This window comes from Pantoea sp. R13S299, assembly GCF_048515925.1.
Taxonomy (GTDB): Bacteria; Pseudomonadota; Gammaproteobacteria; order Enterobacterales; family Enterobacteriaceae; genus Pantoea.
Genome location: NZ_JBLYEF010000001.1, coordinates 140,619 through 157,646, shown reverse-complemented (window position 1 = coordinate 157,646; position 17,028 = coordinate 140,619). Strand labels below are relative to the sequence as shown.

Annotated in this window: 14 protein-coding genes; 3 read left to right on the top strand and 11 right to left on the bottom strand. The window is 54.8% G+C overall.

Translation table 11 applies throughout. From position 1 onward, the window contains the following. Window positions 1-94: 94 nt before the first annotated feature. Genes ACN1CO_RS00770 through ACN1CO_RS00760 form a run of 3 tightly spaced genes read right to left on the bottom strand, consistent with a single transcriptional unit; the run spans window position 95 to window position 4,118 of the window. Window positions 95-1,870, bottom strand: a complete 1,776-nt coding sequence (locus tag ACN1CO_RS00770; protein WP_419136936.1) for a SmdB family multidrug efflux ABC transporter permease/ATP-binding protein — start codon at window positions 1,868-1,870, stop codon at window positions 95-97. Beyond that, window positions 1,863-3,632 (bottom strand): SmdA family multidrug ABC transporter permease/ATP-binding protein, encoded by a 1,770-nt coding sequence (locus ACN1CO_RS00765; protein ID WP_419136934.1) that lies wholly within the window; start codon window positions 3,630-3,632, stop codon window positions 1,863-1,865. Before ACN1CO_RS00765 ends, ACN1CO_RS00770 begins: the two co-directional genes overlap by 8 nt. 24 nt (window positions 3,633-3,656) lie before the next feature. Beyond that, a complete protein-coding gene (locus tag ACN1CO_RS00760; RefSeq protein ID WP_090963233.1) occupies window positions 3,657-4,118 on the bottom strand; it encodes an Lrp/AsnC family transcriptional regulator in 462 nt (153 codons plus the stop codon). Between the two features lie 116 nt (window positions 4,119-4,234). On the opposite strand from ACN1CO_RS00760, the gene ACN1CO_RS00755 reads away from it, so the two are divergent. Continuing rightward, window positions 4,235-5,269, top strand: a complete 1,035-nt coding sequence (locus ACN1CO_RS00755) for a PLP-dependent cysteine synthase family protein (protein ID WP_419136932.1) — start codon at window positions 4,235-4,237, stop codon at window positions 5,267-5,269. A 34-nt stretch (window positions 5,270-5,303) separates the two neighbouring features. Here ACN1CO_RS00755 and cof read toward each other — a convergent pair whose 3' ends face one another. Then, on the bottom strand, window positions 5,304-6,125 hold the full coding sequence (gene cof / locus ACN1CO_RS00750; RefSeq protein ID WP_419136930.1) for an HMP-PP phosphatase: 822 nt from the start codon (window positions 6,123-6,125) through the stop codon (window positions 5,304-5,306). A gap of 92 nt (window positions 6,126-6,217) precedes the next feature. On the opposite strand from cof, the gene ACN1CO_RS00745 reads away from it, so the two are divergent. Next, entirely contained in the window at window positions 6,218-7,936 is a 1,719-nt protein-coding gene (locus tag ACN1CO_RS00745; RefSeq protein WP_419136928.1) for an SgrR family transcriptional regulator, read from the top strand. A gap of 41 nt (window positions 7,937-7,977) precedes the next feature. After that, the gene (queC, locus tag ACN1CO_RS00740; RefSeq protein WP_419136926.1) at window positions 7,978-8,673 is read left to right on the top strand and encodes a 7-cyano-7-deazaguanine synthase QueC; all 696 of its coding nucleotides are present in this window, start codon (window positions 7,978-7,980) and stop codon (window positions 8,671-8,673) included. Window positions 8,674-8,723: 50 nt separating this feature from the next. Here queC and ACN1CO_RS00735 read toward each other — a convergent pair whose 3' ends face one another. The 7 genes from ACN1CO_RS00735 to clpP all read right to left on the bottom strand — a co-directional run bounded on the left by ACN1CO_RS00735 (window position 8,724) and on the right by clpP (window position 16,887). After that, window positions 8,724-9,122, bottom strand: coding sequence for an acyl-CoA thioesterase (locus tag ACN1CO_RS00735; protein WP_419136924.1), 399 nt, complete (start codon window positions 9,120-9,122; stop codon window positions 8,724-8,726). Between the two features lie 97 nt (window positions 9,123-9,219). Beyond that, complete coding sequence (locus ACN1CO_RS00730; RefSeq protein WP_419136922.1) at window positions 9,220-9,573, bottom strand: ComEA family DNA-binding protein; 354 nt, start codon at window positions 9,571-9,573, stop codon at window positions 9,220-9,222. Window positions 9,574-9,713: 140 nt separating this feature from the next. After that, complete coding sequence (gene ppiD, locus ACN1CO_RS00725) at window positions 9,714-11,582, bottom strand: peptidylprolyl isomerase (RefSeq protein WP_419136920.1); 1,869 nt, start codon at window positions 11,580-11,582, stop codon at window positions 9,714-9,716. Between the two features lie 247 nt (window positions 11,583-11,829). After that, entirely contained in the window at window positions 11,830-12,102 is a 273-nt protein-coding gene (gene hupB, locus ACN1CO_RS00720; protein ID WP_009091701.1) for a nucleoid-associated protein HU-beta, read from the bottom strand. 214 nt (window positions 12,103-12,316) lie between these two features. Continuing rightward, window positions 12,317-14,671 carry an endopeptidase La gene (gene lon, locus ACN1CO_RS00715; protein WP_003850493.1) on the bottom strand — a complete coding sequence of 785 codons (2,355 nt, stop codon included), beginning with the start codon at window positions 14,669-14,671 and terminating at the stop codon, window positions 12,317-12,319. Window positions 14,672-14,857: 186 nt separating this feature from the next. Further along, entirely contained in the window at window positions 14,858-16,129 is a 1,272-nt protein-coding gene (gene clpX / locus ACN1CO_RS00710) for an ATP-dependent protease ATP-binding subunit ClpX (RefSeq protein ID WP_179896739.1), read from the bottom strand. A gap of 134 nt (window positions 16,130-16,263) precedes the next feature. Continuing rightward, window positions 16,264-16,887 carry an ATP-dependent Clp endopeptidase proteolytic subunit ClpP gene (gene clpP, locus ACN1CO_RS00705; protein ID WP_003850496.1) on the bottom strand — a complete coding sequence of 208 codons (624 nt, stop codon included), beginning with the start codon at window positions 16,885-16,887 and terminating at the stop codon, window positions 16,264-16,266. Window positions 16,888-17,028: the final 141 nt, after the last annotated feature.

The following is a 17,028-nucleotide window of genomic DNA, read 5'->3' as shown; positions in this document are numbered from 1 at the left end:
TGCAGCGGAGGTCTGCACTCCTTTGGTGCTTAAGGCGTCAAAGGAGTGCATTTATACAGATTATTCTGATAAACATGTGCAAAAAAGGTGCAACTCAGCTTTCAGATGTTACAGGTACGCCCGACGCCAGATCTTCACCTGCCTGCTGCAGCTGATACATCTGCCAGTAGCGTCCCTGCAGCGCCAGCAGTTGCTGATGCGTGCCCTGCTCGACTACACGACCGCGATGCAGCACCAGAATCTTGTCCGCGTCGATGATCGTTGAGAGGCGATGCGCAATCACCACCAGCGTGCTGTGCTGGCGCAACCTCTCAAGCGTCTGCTGAATCGCCTGCTCGGTGCCGGAGTCGATATTGGCCGTCGCTTCGTCGAGGATCAGTATCTGCGGCAAATCCACCAGCACCCGGGCCAGCGCCAGCAGCTGCTTTTGTCCAACCGACAGATTATTGCCCTGCTCGCCCAGGCGGGTATGAATGCCCTCTGGCAAAGCATGTGCCAGCGGCGCAAGCTGCACCTGTTCCAGCACCGTCCAGACAGCCTCTTCGCTGATGTCGCGGCCCAGCCGCACATTCGCCAGCAGCGTATCGGCCAGCACCACCGGATCCTGCTGCACCATCGCAATACCACGGCGCAATACGGCATGACTCAGCTCACTAATCGGTCGGTCATCAATACGGATTTCACCGCGCGTCACCGGGTAATAGCCCATCAGGAGGTTAGCCAGGGTGCTTTTGCCGCTGCCGGTGTGACCCACCAGCGCCACGAACTCACGCGGTGCGACTTCAAGGTTGATATCACTCAGCACATCGCGGTTTTCACGGTAGGCAAAACTCAGATTGTTCAGGGCGATGCGGCCTGACGTCAGTGGTTGCTGATCGGCCCCATACTGCTGCTGGGCGGCATCCATCAGCTCGAAGATACGCTCACCGGAAACCACTGCCTGCTGCAGCATCGATTGCTGCGTAGTCAGTTCAATCAGCGGCTCATTCAGGCGCCCGAGGTAAGTAATAAAGGCATACAGCACGCCCACTTCGAACACGCCCGGCACGGAGAAACTGAACAGGATCAGCAGCCCGCACAACACCATCGCTGAAAACAGGCTCAACAGCGGACGCAGCAGAAAGCCATCCAGACGCAGCGTTTCCATGCGTGCCAGATAGTGAGAGCGGCTCGCCTCGCCCATCCGCTCACCAAATCGCGCCTGCTGACGAAACTGCTGAATCACGCTCATGCCGCTGATCACTTCGTTAAAGCCGTTGTTGATGTCTGCCAGATAGCTGCGAACCCGACGGGCAATCGGTGTGCTGAAGCGCTGATAGATGAACATCACTATCAGTACCAGCGGGAAGATCATCATCGCCACCAGCGCCATGCGCCAGTCAAGGCTGAACATCGCCACCATCATGGCTCCCACCAGTGCGGCGCTGCGCAGCACGGTGGAGACCACCGTGACGTAGAGATCGCGGATCACTTCGGTGTCGTTTGTCACACGCGAGATAAGCTGCCCGACCGGCTGGGTATCGAAGGCGCTCAGCGGCTGACAGAGCGCCGCATTCATCACGTCGCTGCGCAACCGCTGAACCACACCAATAGCGGCACGGTTGAACAACAGCGCCTGCCAGTAGTGCAGCCCGGCGGCCAGCAGCTGAAGCAGGATAAAACTGACCACCAGTCCGGCAACCAGCCCCCAGGGCATCTGATGTTTCGCCACCAGGTTATCGATAAAATAGCTGACCAGCACCGGACCGGTCACTTCCGCTGCAGCAGCGATCCACAGCATCCCTACCGCCAGCGACAGGGATTTACGCCATGGCTTACCGTAACTCAGCAGGCGCTTAAGGGTTGGCCACAAGCGTGCAGACTTAGCCATGCGGCACTCCTTTTTCATTTTCATCATCATCCAGCGCGGCTTCCAGTTGCTGGTAACGGTACATATCGCGATACCAGCCAGCCCTGTCGGCCAGCGTGTCATGGTCGCCTCGCTGTGCCACGCTGCCCTGCTGCAGCACAAGAATTTCACTGGCTTCCGTCAGCGCCGACAGGCGGTGCGCGCTGATTATCAGCGTGCGTCCCTGACCCCAGATGCGAAGGTTATGCAGGATTTCGTGTTCGGTACGTCCGTCTACCGCAGAGAGCGCGTCATCCAGAATCAGGATTTCGGCATTCAGCAGCAGTGCCCGGGCAATAGAAAGACGCTGCTTCTGTCCACCAGACAGCATCACACCACGCTCCCCGACTTCCGTTTCATAGCCCTGTGGCAGACGCAGAATATCGTCATGAACGCAGGCCAGCGTGGCCGCATGTTCAATCTCCTGCTGAGTTGCGCCCGGTTTCCCCAGCGCAATATTATTCGCCACACTGTCTGAGAACAGGAATGGTGTCTGACTGACCACGGCCAGACGGCTGCGCCAGCTGTCGAGCCGTAGTTGCGGCAGCGGGATCTGGTGATAGCGGATATCGCCCTGCTGAATATCGAAGTGGCGCTGAATCAGGCTGAGCAGTGTACTTTTACCACTGCCGGTTGGTCCGCACAGACCCAGCATCTCGCCGGGTTTCAGCTGGAAGCTGACATCACTTAACACCGGAGACGCGCTGGCCGGATAGTGAAAGGCGCGAATCGCGACCTGCAGCGTGCCCGGTTCAGGTGGCAGTGACTTCTCGCCATCTTCCACCGCTGGCGCTTCCGCCAGCAACGCGCCGATACGGCTCCAGGCGGCGCTGCCACGTTCGACAATATTAAACATCCACGCCAGCGCCAGCATCGGCCAGATCATCAGGCCGAGATACATGACAAAGCTGGTGAGCTGCCCGAGCGTCATCTGGTCATGCCACACGAGCCAGCTGCCGCCGCCAATCGCCAGCAGGTTTGAGAAGCCAATAGCAATGTAGATAGTGGGATCGAAACGGGCATCCACCCGCGCCACGCGCAGGTTTTTCTCGCCGGTATCACGGGCGATGTCGGAGAACTGCTGCGACTGATGCTGTTCAAGGCCAAAGGATTTGATCATCCGGATGCTGGTCAGGCTCTCCTGCGTCTGATCGTTGAGGCTGGAGAAGGCCGCCTGTGCCAGCTTGAAGCGATGATGCAGCTGATTACCGTAGCGATGAATTACGATTGCCATAATCGGCATCGGCACCAGCGCCAGTAGCGTCAGCTGCCAGCTAATCTGCGTACTCATCACCAGCAGCACCACACAACCCATCACCAGCGAGTCGACCAGCGTTAGTACCCCTTCCCCGGCCGCAAACACCACCCGATCCACATCGTTAGTGGCACGCGCAATCAGGTCGCCGGTGCGATGACGCAGATAAAATGCCGGCTGCTGACGACTCAGCTGACGATAGAAATCTTCGCGCAGCTCAACCGCCAGCTGGTAAGAGGCCCCAAACAGCAGTACGCGCCAGACATAGCGCAGCAGATAAACCACCACTGCGGTTGCCAGCATGATTCCAATCCACATCATGATGCGGCTGGTACTCATGTTGTCACGCGTCACGCCATCAACAATGACACCGACCACATGCGGTGGCAGCAACTGCAGAATAGCAATGACAATCAGCAGGATGACCGCGCCCAGATAGCGCCGCCACTCCCGCAGAAAATACCAACTTAACTGGCTGAATAATCTCACAACGCTGTTCTCAATCTCAGGCCCTCACGGGGCGACAGGTAAAGCCGTGGTGTATTTAATCTCTTCCATGGCAAAGCTGGATGTCACATCAATCAGGCCGGGCATCCCATTCACTAATCGCTTATAGAACGCATCATAGCTTTTCATATCCGCGACCTGAATGCGCAGCAGGTAATCATACTCACCTGCCATACGGTAAAAGGCCATCACCTCCGGCATGCTGCTCACCACCGAGACAAAGGCCTGATACCAGTCTCGGCTATGCTGCTGCGTTTTCACAAACATAAACGCCGTCAGTGACAGTCCGATTTTATCCCCATCCAGCAGCGCCACCCGAGCGCGAATGATGCCATCATCTTCCAGCTTTTTCAGGCGCTTCCAGCAGGGTGTGGTGGTGAGGTTAACGGCATCCGCCAGCGCCTGCAGCGACAGCGTACAGTCCTGCTGCAGCAGTGAGAGCAATTTAAGGTCAGTTTTATCTAACATTGGGGGCTCCGGGAGAATCATTTTCTCCATTACCGCGATTTTAGCGGTAATTTTGCAATCTCTTTTTCCTGCACGTGCCATAAAATAGCCGCATCACTCTTTATCGGACGCCTGAGATGCAGACCTGCTGGATTCGCCACGCTATCAACGAAATTAATGCTGATTTTCAACGATCGGCTGAGACCCATTTGATCCGTTTCGATCTGGCGGACTTTCCCGGCATCTGGTTCTATCTGAAAGATGAAAGTACGCATCCCAGTGGCAGTCTTAAACATCGGCTGGCGCGATCTCTGTTCCTCTATGGCCTCTCCAACGGCTGGATTAAAGAGAATACGCCGATTATCGAAGCCTCGTCAGGCAGCACTGCCGTTTCTGAGGCGTACTTCGCAAGGCTGCTGGGCCTGCCGTTTATTGCAGTGATGCCCGCCAGCACGGCGAAGCGCAAAATCGAACAGATCACGTTTTATGGCGGACAGTGCCATTTTGTCGAGGATCCCTGCCAGCTCTATGCGGAATCTGAACGGCTGGCGCGTGAGCTGAATGGTCATTTTATGGATCAGTTCACCTACGCTGAACGCGCTACCGACTGGCGCGGCAATAACAATATTGCCGAGAGCATTTTTCGGCAGATGCAGCATGAACCCTATCCGGTTCCCCATACGGTCATCATGAGTGCAGGCACCGGCGGTACCTCAGCCACGCTGGGACGTTATATCCGTTATCAGGGACTGGAAACGAAACTGCTGGTCGTGGATCCGCAGCACTCGGTGTTCTATGACTACTGGCAGCACCGTGATGCCACCCTGACCAGCAAGCGTGGCAGTATGATCGAGGGGATTGGCCGTCCGCGGGTAGAGCCGTCGTTTATGCCCGACGTGATCGACGAAATGATCAAAGTGCCGGATGGAGCGACGCTGGCCGCCATGCTGAAGCTGGAAAAGATTCTGGGACGCAAGCCTGGCGCCTCTACCGGCACCAATTTCTGGGGCATGATGCAGGTGGCGAAACGGTTACGGGCAGCGAATCAGCAGGGCTCGCTGGTAACGCTGCTGTGCGACAGCGGTGAACGCTATCCCGATAGCTACTATCAGCCTGAATGGGTGGCAAAAAACATTGGCGATATTACGCACTGGCAGCGCGAGCTGGAATAAAAAACCGGACATCCTGTCCGGTTCACGGCAATCCTCAGCATTCGGGGGAATACGCGAGGTCGGGTGTTGCCAGCCAGTGATTTAAATAGTGAGACACCGCCTGTGTCTCGCAATGCCCCAATACCGGCAGATGCGGCAGCGCGGCTTTCAGCTGCGCCATCGCATTACCCATGATGAAACCCTTTCCGGCCAGCGCCAGCATCTCACGGTCATTCATTGCATCACCAAACGCCATGCAATCCGCCATTGTCAGCGACAGATGGGCACATAGCAGCGCCAGCGCGCTGCCTTTGTTGCAGCTGGCAGGCAGCACCTCCAGACAATCCGCAGCTGAAAAGCAGATGTTCGCCTCATCGCCCAGTGCGGCATCCAGCTCTGTTTTTAGCTGGCACAGACGCTGATGCTCATTAATAAAGCAGATTTTTGTCACCTGATGCGCAGGCAGCTTTTTAAGGTCGCACAGCTGATAGCTAAATCCGCTCATCTGATGGGCCACCAGCAGCTCAGGCTGGGGTCGATCCGTAAACCATCCCCGATCGTTGAAAATATGGATCGAGGCGGGCGTATTCCAGTGGCGGTGGATGACCTCTTCGGCGACGGCAGAAGGCAGATCCCGTGCAAAAATCAGATTGCCAGATTGATCGTGCACGCGCGTGCCATTACCGGTAATCAGCCATGCGGGCAGTGTCATTTTTTTCCGTAAGATCTGCATCTCCAGCAGATGACGGCCCGTCGCCAGCGCCAGATTAACGCCACGCAGTTGCAGCGCCTGCAGGCTCTCCAGCGTCTGCTGACCCAGCTGATGATCTGGCAGTAATAATGTGCCATCCATATCGAACGCCGCTAAACGCACCATGCTTTACCTCCTGCTGAAAGATGAGTTCCACTATTGCCTGTTAATTGCGGAACTAATAGTGAATACTTTTAAAAAACTGTTCCGGGTTTAATATGCGTCAGCTTAACCGCCTCAATCAGTTTCAGCGTCTCTGGCAGCAGAGCCAGGGCGCGCCTCAGCAAACCTGCGTGGCAGAGATGGCGCGCCACTGCATCTGCAGCGAGCGTCATCTGCGCACGTTGCTGTCACAATGGCAGCATGCAGGCTGGCTGAGCTGGCACGGCGAGCCAGGGCGGGGCAAACAGGGACAATTACAGTTTCTGCGCACGCCAGAACAGTTAAGACAGCAGTTGCTGCAACGACAGCTCGATGCCGGAGAGGCTGCGGATGCCTTACAACTGCTGGATCTGCCGCCGGAAAGACTCATCAATATGCTGCGGCCACTCATGGGTGGACAGTGGCAGAACGACACGCCGGTCCTGCGCATCCCCTACTACCGCCCGATGGAAAGCACCGAGCCGCACAAGATTACCGGTCGGGCTGAACAGCACCTGGTTCGCCAGATCTATTCCGGTCTGACGCGTTTTGATCAGGATGAGCCGGTTGGCGACCTGGCGCATCACTGGCAGCACGATGAAGAATCCTGTAGCTGGTTATTCTGGTTACGGCCTCAGCTGATGTGGCACAACGACGAGCCAGTGCAGGCTACACAACTGGTGACGCAGTTCCGCCAGCTGTTGCGGGACACGCGCGTTGGTCTATTGCTGGCCGATGTGGTCAGCGTGGATGCCCCTCATCCCCTTGCGCTGCGTTTTGTAATGCGACGCCCTGATTTCTGGCTGCCCCATCGTCTTGCCCACCTGTTGTGTCTGCTGCCCCACCCTGATGATCCCACCACGGGCAGCGGGCCGTGGAAACGGGCGCACTTCAGCGCCGAACTGGTCAGGATTGAAAGTCATGCGCGCTGGCATCTGCAGCGCCCGCTGTTGCAGGCGGTGGAGTACTGGATTACTCCTCAGCTGTTTGATCCCGCTCTCGGCAGCAGTTGTCGTCATCCGGTGCAGATTGCAATAGGCGATGCCACAGAGCTCAGGACGTTGCAACCGGTCAGCAGCAGCATCAGTCTGGGCTTCTGTTATCTGCTCTGCCGCCCGCGAGCCGGATTTACACCCGCGCAGGCGCAAACGCTTTTCCAGCTGATCCAGCAAAGCGGCATCGTCAGCCGGTTGCCACTGGATGAGGGCCTGATTACCCCCAGCAAGGAGCTGTTACCCGGCTGGGATGTACCGCAGATGGATACGGTCCAGGTTCCCCTGCCGGCGACCCTGACGCTGCACTATCAGCTGCCGGTTGAGCTGCACCAGATGTCACAGGCGCTGGTCGCATTGTTAAAACAGCACGACTGCACCCTGAACGTGGTTTTTCATCCGGTGAAAAGCTGGTACCGCATCGACTCGCTTGATGAGGCGGATATCGTGATGGGCGATCGGCTTATTGGTGATGCGCCGGTCTTTACCCTCGCCAACTGGTTGCAGATTGACCCACTCTGGCGACGGCTGTGGCCCACACCGCAGGGCGAAGAAGTTCAGGCACAACTGCTGGCGATCCAGCAGATAGAAGATGGCGACATGCGTACCCGCGCGTTGCATCAGCTTTATCACCAACTGATGACGGGCGGCATCCTGCTGCCACTGTTTAATTACCGCTACCAAATCTATGCGCCGCCTGGCGTTGAAGGCATTGAACTGAACACGCTGGGCTGGTTCGATTTCAGCCGCGCATGGATTCCGCCGCCCATTGATCCGCCTTGCAGCTGTTCAGCGGCGGACTGAGGCATTACCATAAGCGCAAAATTAATGATCAGGAAAACACCATGAAACGCGCTGTTGTAGTTTTCAGCGGTGGACAAGACTCCACTACCTGCCTGATTCAGGCTTTGCAGCAATATGATGAAGTTCACTGTGTTACTTTTGACTATGGCCAACGCCATCGGGAAGAGATCGATGTCGCCCGCGATCTGGCAATTAAACTGGGTGCCCGTGCACATAAAGTGCTGGATGTCACCATGCTGAACGAACTCGCCGTCAGCAGCCTGACGCGGGATAATATTCCGGTGCCGGCTTACAATCCTGAGGCCAGTGGCTTACCCAGCACGTTTGTGCCAGGCCGCAACATCCTGTTCCTGACGCTGGCCTCGGTTTACGCTTATCAGGTTGAAGCGGAAGCGGTGATCACCGGCGTGTGCGAGACCGATTTCTCCGGCTACCCCGATTGCCGGGATGAGTTTGTCAAAGCGCTGAACCATGCCGTGTCGCTTGGCATGGCGCGCGAGGTTCGTTTTGAGACGCCGCTGATGTGGCTCAATAAAGCGGAAACCTGGGCGCTGGCGGATTACTGGCAGCAGCTTGCGCTGGTTCGCGAACAAACACTGACCTGCTATAACGGCGTGAAAGGTGATGGATGTGGTGAGTGCGCAGCCTGTCATTTACGGGCCAACGGCTTGCAGGGTTATCTCAACGATCGTGCTGGCGTAATGGCAGCCATGAAAGCAAAGAGCGGCCTTAACTAAAGCTGTCTGGCGTGGCGGCAGAGAATCTGCTTTGCCGCCGCGTTATTGGCTCATGCCATCAGACGCGTCAGTCGCTCGCGTAACTCCCCTTCCAGCGCAACCGCCTTCTGGGTGAGCAAATCAATACAGACAAATGTGAGTGCGGCATCCGCTACTACAGTCTCCTGACCTGCCAGCAAAACCCGCTGCGCGATAACGCCGCTTTTGCCATTTAACTGCGTGATCTCACTGTCGATAGTCAGTACGTCGCCCAGCACTGCCGGGCGACGATAATTGATGTTGATGTTGACCACCACAAAAGCCAGTTTCTGTTCCTGCAACCAGTGGAAGGCTTCAGCCTCTTCCAGCCATGCCCAGCGCGCCTCCTCAAGAAACTCAAGATAACGCGCATTGTTGACGTGCTGATAGACATCCAGATGATAGCCGCGCACTTTTATGGTGGTCTGCATGGTCATGCTCTCCTGCTGTAAGTTAACTGGTATGACCTGTTCACTTTAGCAGAGTCACCCGGTTAGCGTGAGTTAAGCATCACAGATGTGTAGTGCCTCACAATTTCAGCCGGGACGCATTTCGCTCTATCAGCGCATTGCCAATACCCGGCACTTCACTGAGTTGCTGAATCGCGCTAAACGGTCCGTACTGTTCGCGATAGCTCACAATCGCCTGGGCCTTTTTTAGTCCCACTCCATTCATGACGGCAGAGAGTTGCTCGGCTGTCGCTTCATTGATGCTGACCTGCTCCTGCTGTGGCTGCGCGGCGGCCTCCGGCTTCGTCGCAGGCGGTGTGTTCTGTGTGACAGCTGTGCTGGCAGGTTCAGGTGCCGCAGAGACGCTGCTGTGACAGAGTGCGCCGCCCAGCGCGAGTGAGAGGTAGAGGGCAATGATTTTAGGTTTAGCCATGCTGTGTTTCTCCTTGTGTGTAAACAGCAGCGACAGAGTGACACTACTGCGCACAAGGCTCAAAAGCGGGATTTCAGAAATGGAAAAGGCCGCGAATGCGGCCTTTGATTGTTACAGTCGTTGCGCAGTTTCTGCGAGGCTTACTGCATTTGTGCGGCAGCGCCGTACTTAATTTTGGCCTCTTTACGCAGGTTTTGCAGTAACGCTTCAAACGTCAACTGCGCATTGTTCTGCGTGACGCCTTTGACCATTTCGTCAATCTGCCCCTGCGGCATGCTGCCGGTTTTCACTTTATCAACCGCCACCAGAACCACGTTGCCCTGCATATCTTCGCTCACACCCCAGGAAGGTTTATTTTCCGCAGGCTGAGGCAGATTAAAGGCGGCCTGTGCAACCGGATCCTGCGCATTGCGATCAACGGTTTTGCTGGCGCTCAGAGTCAGACCTGCGGCGGTCAGCGCATCCTGCTTACCGGCTTTGAGGTCGGTCAGCAGTTTATCGGCCTGGGCTTTCGCCTGCTGCGTCGCTTTATCATGCTTAAGCGTGTCGGTGATCTGCGCCTTAACCTGATCCAGCGGTTTAACCGCTTCTGGTTTGTGCTCACTGATACGCAGCACAAAGGCACGATCGCCATCAACAGTGATGATATCGGAGTTGTTGCCCGGCGCGCCGTTCTGACCCACCAGACCGCCGTTGAAGATCGCCTGCTTCACCGCATCGAAGTTAAGCGCGTCTGGCAGCGTATCCTGGCTGAACCAGCCGGTCTCTTTCGCTTTCAGACCAGAAGCCTGCTCAGCCCCCGCCAGTGACTCATTGTCATTGCTGGCGGCTTCGCTGACTTTCTGCTGCAGTTTGTAGAAGGCGTCAACGCCCTTCTCCTGCTTCACTTTCGCAGCAATGGCGCTGCGAACTTCATCCAGCGGCTTAACCTGCTCTGGCTGAATATCGTCGAGACGAACAACCAGGAAGCCCACTGAAGATTTGATCACGCCTGACATCTGGCCTTTCTCAGTCAGACCGGCATTTTTCAGCTCATCCGGGGTCGTTGACGGTTCCAGCCAGCCCATATCACCGCCCTTACGCGCAGAGATTGGGTCGATGGATTTGGCTTTCGCCACATCCGCGAAGTTAGCGCCACCCTTCAGCTGAGCCAGTACCGCGTTGGCATCGGCTTCAGTTTTAGTCTGAATCACGCTGTAGCGCGTACGCTGTGGCTGCGAATAGTCCGCTTTATGCTGGTCGTACCAGGCCTGAATATCTGCTTCGCTGGCATCCTGCTGCATGCTGGCAGCATCCATCAGGAGGTAGCTGACACGGAACTGCTCCGGTGCCATGAAGCTGGTTTTATGCTGCTGATAATACTGGCTGATCTCGTCGTCGGTGACAGTTTGCTTCGCCGCCAGCGCATTGACGTCCAGCACCGCCTGACGAATATCGCGCTGCTGTGAAACCAGGTCTACCAGTCGGCTGGCTTCGCCTTTCAGCGTGAAGTCAGTGTTAGCCACGGCATTGATCAGCTGCTGATTGGAGAGCTGCTTGCGCAGCGCTTCGGCGTACTGGTCAGCACTGAAGCCCATATTGCCGATCAGAGCCAGATATTTACCGTTGTCAAATTTACCGTTGGTCTGGAAAGCCTGCTGATTGAAGATAGCCTGCTTAACCTGATCGTCACTGATGCTGAGGTGGAGATCTTTGATGTAGCTGTCGAGCAGCGCCTGATCGATTAACTGCGACAGCGCCTGCTGGCGGATCTGCTGCATGTAGCCATCGTTGCTGGCCAGCTGCGAGAACTGGTCGCCCAGCATCTGCTGCTGACGACTACGTTCGCTGTTGAACGCCTGCTCCAGCTGCCCACGGCTAATCTCCTGACCGTTAACTTTGGCCGCATAGTCGTTATTGCCGCCAATCAGATAGTTGCCAACGCCCGTCAGCACAAAGGAGACCATAATCAGTCCCAAAATAATCTTGAGCACGACATTGTTCGACGCCGCGCGTAAATTGTCCATCATGGTATGGCAACACTCCGCTGTAGTGTGAATGTAAAGCTCGGTCGCAATTCGCCAGTGGCTGGCGACTCACGCAACTGCTGGCTTAGCTGGCAGTCTCAATCCGGTCCAGGTCCATCTTACGGCCCGATTCTCACCGGTTAAAACAAAAAAGGCACATCTGATTGATGTGCCCGTATGTTACATGAGAACGGGTTAATCGTCCTCTAATCCACTGAAGAAAATGCGTCAATGAATCTATTCGTTGTTATTAATTGACAGCGTCTTTCAATGCTTTACCAGCGCGGAAACCGGGAACTTTACCGGCCGGGATGGTGATCTCTTTACCCGTCTGCGGGTTGCGGCCAGTACGTGCAGCGCGGTCACGCACAGAGAATGTGCCGAAACCCACCAGAGCCACTTCATCACCGTCTTTCAGTGCATCTGAAACTGAGCCCATAAATGCATCTAAAACACGTCCCGCTGCAGCTTTAGAAATATCAGCATCGGCAGCAATTTTGTCGATCAATTGTGACTTATTCACTCTATTCATCCCCTCTTTTATTATTTCACATCGTACCCTGCATCCGGCCAGGTACGAACGCGCAGCAAGTTATATCAAGCCTGTGGAGCCGAAACAACGGAATTTCTCTGAGAACGTCGCGTCGACAGCCACCTAAATTAGCGGCACAAAAAAAAGCTGGCAAGCGCCAATTGCCTTGCCAGCTCCGCTTTTTAACGGTTTTTGCCGTTAATCACTATTTTGCTGTTGCGACCTGCATACCGTATGGCGCATTTTCCAGTGCCAGATTCAGCACTTCTTCAATGCGTTTCACCGGATGGATCTCCAGATCGGCAATCACGTTCTGTGGAATCTCTTCCAGGTCACGCTTGTTGTCGTCCGGGATCAGCACAGTCTTAATGCCACCACGGTGCGCTGCCAGCAGTTTCTCTTTCAGCCCGCCAATCGGCAACACCTGACCACGCAGGGTGATCTCACCGGTCATCGCGACATCCGCACGCACCGGGTTACCGGTCAGACAGGAGACCAGCGCAGTACACATCGCGATGCCGGCACTTGGACCATCTTTCGGTGTAGCGCCTTCCGGTACGTGAACGTGAATATCACGTTTTTCGTAGAAGTCACCATTGATGCCCAGCTTCTCGGCACGGGCACGCACCACGGTCAGCGCAGCCTGAATTGACTCCTGCATCACTTCACCCAGAGAACCGGTATAAGTGAGCTTGCCTTTACCCGGTACGCAGGCGGTTTCGATGGTCAGCAGATCGCCACCCACTTCCGTCCACGCCAGACCAGTCACCTGACCAACACGGTTTTCGCTGTCAGCACGGCCATAGTCAAAGCGCTGTACGCCCAGGAAGTCCTTGAGGTTTTCGCCGTTGATGGTGATGTGCTTCTTAGTCTTGTCCATCAGCAGTGATTTCACTGCTTTACGACACAACTTCGACAGCTCACGCTCAAGGCTACGCACACCAGCCTCACGGGTGTAGTAACGGATAATGCCGACAATCGCGCTGTCTTCAACCGTAATTTCGCTGGCTTTCAGGGCGTTGCGCTCAATCTGCTTGGTCAGCAGATGCTGCTTAGCGATGTTCAGTTTCTCATCTTCGGTGTAACCCGAAAGACGAATCACTTCCATACGGTCCAGCAGCGGTGCCGGGATGTTCATTGAGTTCGATGTTGCCACGAACATCACATCAGAGAGATCGTAGTCGACTTCCAGATAGTGGTCGTTGAACGCAATGTTCTGCTCAGGATCAAGCACTTCCAGCAGCGCTGAAGCCGGATCGCCGCGCATATCGGAGGACATCTTGTCGATTTCATCCAGCAGGAACAGCGGGTTTTTAACCCCGACCTTCGCCATTTTCTGGATTAATTTACCCGGCATAGAGCCGATGTAAGTACGACGGTGACCACGGATTTCCGCTTCATCACGCACGCCGCCCAGCGCCATACGCACATATTTACGGCCGGTCGCTTTAGCGATCGACTGACCCAGGGAGGTTTTACCTACCCCTGGCGGTCCGACCAGGCAGAGAATCGGCCCTTTAATTTTGCTGACGCGACTCTGAACCGCAAGATACTCAAGAATACGATCCTTCACGCGCTCCAGGCCGTAATGGTCGGTATCCAGCGTCTCCTGCGCTTTACGCAGATCTTTCTTCACTTTGCTGCGCGCGTTCCACGGAACCTGAACCATCCAGTCGATGTAGCCGCGAACCACAGTGGCTTCAGCGGACATCGGGGACATCATTTTCAGCTTTTGCAGCTCAGCTTCGGCTTTCTCACGCGCTTCTTCCGGCATTTTGGCCGCGTCGATTTTGCGTTTTAACGCTTCGTACTCGTCAGGCGCGTCGTCCATCTCGCCCAGCTCTTTCTGAATCGCCTTCATCTGCTCATTCAGATAGTACTCGCGCTGGCTCTTTTCCATCTGCTTCTTAACACGGTTGCGAATACGCTTCTCAACCTGCAGCAGATCGATTTCAGATTCCATCATCGCCATCAGATATTCCAGACGCTCGTTGACGTCGGACATCTCCAGCACAGACTGTTTGTCTGCCAGTTTCAGTGGCATATGTGCTGCGACGGTGTCGGCAAGGCGTGCCGCATCGTCAATGTTGTTCAGCGAGGTTAAAACCTCTGGTGGGATCTTTTTATTAAGTTTGATGTAGCCTTCAAACTGATTGATCGCCGTGCGCACCAGCACTTCCTGCTCGCGCTCTTCAATCTCTGGCGAAACCAGATATTCAGCTTGTGCCACAAAATGGTCACCGTTATCGGCCAGCGTCGTAATGTGGGCGCGCTGTAAACCTTCGACCAGGACTTTGACAGTGCCATCCGGCAGTTTCAGCATTTGCAATACTGAGGCAACGGTCCCTACTGAAAAGAGATCGTTAATGCCAGGTTCATCCGTTGAAGCCTCTTTCTGCGCGACCAGCATGATTTTTTTATCATGATCCATTGCGGCTTCAAGGCACCGAATTGATTTTTCCCGGCCAACAAACAACGGAATTACCATGTGCGGATAAACCACCACGTCGCGCAGCGGCAACACGGGGATTTCAATGCGTTCAGAACGCTCAGGATTCATAGAGCTCTCTCTTTGTTTAATGTCCGCCAGGTGATGGGAACCGCATCAGGCAGGTATGCAGTTAAACCCACAGGTATCTGAGTATATGGGGATGCTTGTCCGACATTCAACGTCACAGAGGCGAGAAAAGCAAAAGGGGAAACATTTTCCCCTTTTTTATTATTACAACATGGACGATCTGTTTAATTATTCGCCAGATGCCTGCGCTTCATGCTTACCGTAGATCAACATTGGCTCAGACTGTCCTTCAATAACTGATTCATCAATCACTACTTTTTCCACGTCGTCCATGGAAGGCAGGTCATACATGGTTTCGAGCAACGCGCCTTCAACAATGGAACGCAGACCACGTGCACCGGTTTTACGTATCATCGCTTTCTTCGCAATGGCGGTTAAGGCTTCGTCACGGAACTCCAGCTCAACGCCTTCCAGGTTAAACAACGCCTGGTACTGTTTTGTCAGGGCGTTTTTAGGTTCACGCAGAATCTGAATCAGCGCTTCTTCGCTCAGCTCGCTCAGGGTCGCTACCACGGGCAGACGACCGATGAACTCAGGGATCAGACCAAATTTGATCAGATCTTCCGGTTCACACTGTGAAAGCAGTTCACCTTCGCTGGCTTTCTGCGACTTCCCTTTCACTGTGGCGCCGAAGCCGATACCGGATCCGGTTTCCACACGCTGGGAGATCACTTTGTCCAGGCCGGCAAATGCGCCGCCGCAGATAAACAGAATCTTCGAGGTATCAACCTGCAAAAACTCCTGCTGAGGATGCTTACGTCCACCCTGCGGCGGAACAGCAGCGACGGTGCCTTCAATCAGCTTAAGCAGAGCCTGCTGTACGCCTTCACCTGACACGTCACGGGTAATCGACGGGTTATCTGACTTACGTGAGATTTTGTCGATTTCATCGATATAAACGATGCCGCGCTGTGCTTTCTGTACGTCGTAGTCACACTTCTGCAACAGTTTCTGGATGATGTTTTCAACGTCTTCACCCACGTAACCGGCTTCAGTCAGCGTAGTGGCGTCAGCCATGGTGAATGGCACATCCAGCAGGCGTGCGAGTGTTTCTGCCAGCAGCGTTTTACCGCTACCGGTCGGACCAATCAGCAGAATGTTACTTTTGCCCAGTTCGATGCCATTGCTGGTATCACCGTTACGCAGACGCTTGTAGTGGTTGTAGACCGCAACCGCCAGCACTTTCTTCGCTCGTTCCTGACCGATGACATAATCATCGAGGTGATGGCGAATCTCATGCGGAGTTGGCAACGCACTGCGTTCACGATGCGGGGCAACTTCTTTAATCTCTTCGCGAATGATGTCGTTGCACAGGTCAACACACTCATCGCAGATATACACTGACGGCCCGGCAATCAGCTTTCGCACTTCATGCTGGCTTTTGCCGCAAAAAGAGCAGTACAGCAACTTTCCTGAACCGTCTTTGCGCTTATCTGTCATCAGTTAACCTCTTCTTGTTCTCAGGCCATACCCGCGTACGGCTCTGGCCGTGCAGAGACGGCCGAAATTCATTCAACCCATAATAGTACCGTTGTCCTGTTAACTATAGACCAGGGACAACGGTAAGTCGGGTCTTATTGGCGATGCGTCAGAATTGAATCGACTAATCCATACTCTACCGCTTCACTTGCAGAGAGGAAACGGTCACGCTCGGTATCACGCTCGATTTCTTCCAGCGTTTTACCGGTGTGCTCAGCCATCAGCTCATTCATACGCTGCTTAACTTTCAGGATCTCGCGCGCATGGATCTCAATATCTGACGCCTGACCCTGATAGCCGCCCAGCGGCTGGTGGATCATTACGCGTGAGTTTGGCAGACAGAAACGTTTGCCTTTGGTACCCGCCGTCAGCAGGAACGCACCCATTGAACAGGCCTGTCCCATACAGATGGTGCTGACATCCGGTTTGATAAATTTCATGGTGTCGTAGATCGACATACCGGCCGTGATCACACCGCCTGGTGAGTTGATGTAGAGATAGATATCTTTTTCCGGGTTTTCAGCTTCCAGAAACAGCATCTGCGCCACAATTAGATTAGCCATGTGGTCTTCAACCTGGCCGGTCAGAAAAATGACGCGCTCTTTCAGCAGACGGGAGTAGATGTCGTAAGAACGCTCACCACGCGAAGTTTGTTCAACCACCATTGGCACCAGCGCATTGTGCGGTGCAGTATATTCACGATCGCCACTGTATGACATTACCGTCTCCTGGATAAATTTCATTGGCAACATTCTGTACCGATTCTACGTAAGACGCGCGGGAAACTCCACGTCGCACCTTTTCCGACACCTTCAGGACGGTTAATCAGCCAGCCTCACTCTCATTTCTGCATACTCCCA